This window comes from Vibrio sp. V03_P4A6T147 (genome assembly GCF_002241085.1).
GTDB classification, from domain to species: domain Bacteria; phylum Pseudomonadota; class Gammaproteobacteria; order Enterobacterales; family Vibrionaceae; genus Vibrio; species Vibrio anguillarum.
In genome coordinates, this window is the sequence record NZ_NDIO01000069.1 from 1 (window position 1) to 3,528 (window position 3,528).

Consider the following 3,528-nt stretch of genomic DNA (forward strand, 5'->3'; position numbering starts at 1 on the left):
ATCTATTCTAAACCCTCACCGATTGAACATATTTTTGAAAATTAATAATTTCTGAAGTCGGGAGAAATCACACCATAACCAACTTTATTATGGCGTGATCTTACCTGATCTCCATTCTACTCAGGAGAAAATCAGTGCTTTCAGGCTGGCTTGCGGATCAATATCTTCAAACTCTGGTGGGTTTTCTAGGCGAGCTTGAAAAGTAAGTGATGGCGCTTCCACCTTCATCCCTTCGATTAAAAAGTCGCAGGTTACGGCTGGTGAATTAACGCATGCAAGCACTTCGCCGCCTTGTTCTAACAACTCTGGTAAACGGCGTAAGATACGTTGATAATCTTTAGTCAGCGCAAAGCTGCCTTTTTGAAACGAAGGAGGATCAATAATAATCAGATCATATGGCCCTGATTTTTTGATTTTTCCCCAAGACTTGAAAATATCATGTCCAAGAAACTTCACTGAATTGAGATTGTGGCCATTTAATTGATGGTTTTCACGGCCTTTAGCCAGTGATGCTTTGGCCATATCGACATTCACAACTTGGTCAGCACCACCAGCAATAGCTGCTACTGAAAAACCGCAAGTATAGGCAAATAGATTCAGTACATTTTTATGTTTAGCGTGAGATGAAACCCACTCACGGCCGTAGCGCATATCCAAAAACAGACCAAAATTCTGGTTACGCCCAATGCTCAATTGGTACTTTAAGCCATTTTCGATCACCACAGGGTAAGGGTCTAATTCTCCCCATACTGTTTCTGAAGGCGCGCCATCGGCATATCGATGCTGAAGTAAAACACAACGACCTTGCTTTTCTAGCCATAACGGACGGGTTGTTAGGTGCGACAAACCCGCTTTTAACTCCGCGAGAAAATCTTCTTCGACATTTTTAAATAAGTTGACGACTAACTGCCCTTGCAACCAGTCACAGGTGAGCTGTTCTAGACCTGGCCACTGACGACCTCGGCCATGAAATAAGCGGCGAATTTCACCGGTATTGCAGGAGAGCTGCTGCTCAATATGGGTAAAAAAGTGAGAAAGCGCTGAGCGTTGCATTGTTTGTTCTGTCATTTGTTTACTTTCGGCCAAACTAGATTCCAAGGTGTTAACCAAGATTCAATCCCTTGGCTAACAATGTCTGAGTTCCATTTCTGCCCCATCGCTACTTGATTGCGTGGGTCGCAGATAAATTGATACCACTGATCCTGATAGCAAAAACGTAACGCAAAAGCGTGTAGATAGCCTCTATCTGAATCATCATGAGAATGATAAATCGGGTCACCGACAATCGCAGAGCCGAGTGATTTCAAAGCAACCCTAATTTGGTGGGTTTTTCCGGTAAAAGGTTTACATAAAAAGAGACGTTCACCCGGCTCAGCAGAACAGGAAAAAAACTGCGTTACTGCAGGGTTATTTTGTGTCGCTACTAACTTCCACGACGAACGTCGAGAGCGTTCCATATCACCGCTTATCAAACCCTGTTTCTTTTTAGGCTTTTTACTGCCAATGGCAAGATAGAATTTCTCGACTTCCCTTGCTGCAAAGTTTTTAGACAACTCACTGGCCGCAGCTTGGTGGCGGGCAAGTAATAAAATGCCGGACGTCATTTTATCCAACCGATGAACTAAGTAGAGCTGGCCATCACCTGAAACCTTACCCACTTCTTGCAGCAGCATCGTATCCCCGTCATCTTTGTGTACAGAAACATTGGGATGCTTGTTGATGATGAGAAAATCATTGTGAGTATAAAGAATATCAAACATGTGAATCACTAACTGCAGAATAGGCGGCTGAGTATAGCGTTAAACAACACAGATACCAATAAATGCAAGGTTCAAGGCCGTAGGATGATAAAAAGGCTCTCGGATGAGAGCCTTAGGAATGCGCTAAATTAATGAATAAGCAAAGACCATTAAAATCGCCACGGGGCAAACAAAACGCACGTACCATGGCCAAATTTTCCAGAATAGGCTTTGTGCAATGTCTGGGTTACCTTGTTTGATCTCATCAAGCAATTTATTACGATGCCAAACCCAACCCACCACAATAGCCCAAACCACACCTAATAAAGGTTGCATATAGACGGTCGAGACGTTAGCCACTAGGTTAAATAACGCCCCAAAGTTAAGGGAAATGATGATGCTCAGCAGCGCAATGGCTCCACCGATCATCCATGTTGCTTGGCTACGAGTCATTTTTAGTTCATCTTGCGCGCAAGATACTGGTACTTCTAGCATAGAAATTGAAGAAGTTAGCGCTGCGATAACCATCAAAATAAAGAAACCAAAGCCGAGCAACACCCCTGCACTGCCCATATTATCAAACATCGCAGGCAGCACGGTGAAGACTAAATCGCCCGAACTCATCAAGTTGCCTGCATCATCAAAAATTTCGACACCATGATTTTTAGCCACAAACATTGCTGGGAGAATCAAAAGGCCAGCGGCAAACGCCACTCCCGTATCAATCGCCGCGACTTGCGCCGCTGTTTTTGGCAAATTAACATCTTTCTTAAGATATGAGCCATAAACGATCATCGCTCCAACACCTAAAGAGAGAGAGAAGAAAGCTTGCCCCATTGCGTCTACTAATAAACTGGGAGTGATGTGCGCAATATCAGGGATCAAATACATCTTCAATCCTTCCATTGCCCCATCTTGGGTAAAGATATAAGCAATCATGGCGCCGAATAGAATAAAAAGCACTGGCATCAAACGGGTAGACCATTTTTCAATACCGTCCGCGACACCTTTTCGCACAACATAAATAGTGAGCAAAGAAAATGCGAGAGCCAGTAAAACATTGCGTAAGCCGCTAAAATTCACTAACCAATCGGCCGCCGTCTGTAAACCCAACAAGCCTAATATAGGAGATGCCGCAAAACCCATAAGCCATCCGGCAAGAATGGAGTAAAAACTGAGGATCATCGATGAGGCAATCATCGCGATAATACCAAACAGTGCCGCCGCCGCACGATTTTTGGTCCAGATACTTCTTAAAGAAGCGATGGGGTTAGATTGTCCATGTCGCCCGATCGTCAATTCCGCAACCAGCATTGGAAACGCCAGCAAGAATACCATCGCCAAATAAATCACCAAAAATGCCGCGCCACCATTACTTGCCGCTTTGGTCGGAAAACCCCACACATTCCCTAGGCCAACCGCAGAACCTGCAGCCGCCATAATAAAACCAAGTCTCGATGAGAAATGACCTCTTGAACTACTTGCCATAAACTATTTACCAATGTTGTGTTTGTTAGGCAGTGCTAAAAGTGAGTGTAAACTTTTAATTACACAAGTTATAATTTTTAGTCGCACTGAGATGGTGCAAGTAAAACAGTTTGAGATTAAAATTGGAAGTACGAACGATATAAATTATGGATTAGACCGTAGTTTTATAGTTCAATTGTTGCTTTTTTATCCTCAGATCATTTTTTTAAACTGCCATGATCACTTTAGTAACACAATTCATCTGTTACTATTTTCATATTATTCACGCGATAAACTTCCTTACTTTTCCCTTTCCCTTTGC

At 43.1% G+C, this 3,528-nt stretch carries 3 protein-coding genes; all 3 read right to left on the minus strand.

Going from position 1 to position 3,528, the window contains the following annotated elements; genetic code table 11:
* Positions 1–120: 120 nt before the first annotated feature.
* The 3 genes from B9J84_RS02380 to B9J84_RS02390 all read right to left on the minus strand — a co-directional run bounded on the left by B9J84_RS02380 (position 121) and on the right by B9J84_RS02390 (position 3,227).
* Positions 121–1,053: a class I SAM-dependent methyltransferase gene (locus tag B9J84_RS02380; protein WP_094123454.1), complete on the minus strand. Its 933-nt coding sequence runs from the start codon at positions 1,051–1,053 to the stop codon at positions 121–123.
* 11 nt (positions 1,054–1,064) lie between these two features.
* On the minus strand, positions 1,065–1,760 hold the full coding sequence (locus tag B9J84_RS02385) for a TIGR01621 family pseudouridine synthase (RefSeq protein ID WP_017046192.1): 696 nt from the start codon (positions 1,758–1,760) through the stop codon (positions 1,065–1,067).
* Positions 1,761–1,883: 123 nt separating this feature from the next.
* Entirely contained in the window at positions 1,884–3,227 is a 1,344-nt protein-coding gene (locus tag B9J84_RS02390; RefSeq protein WP_013857032.1) for a sodium-dependent transporter, read from the minus strand.
* Positions 3,228–3,528: the final 301 nt, after the last annotated feature.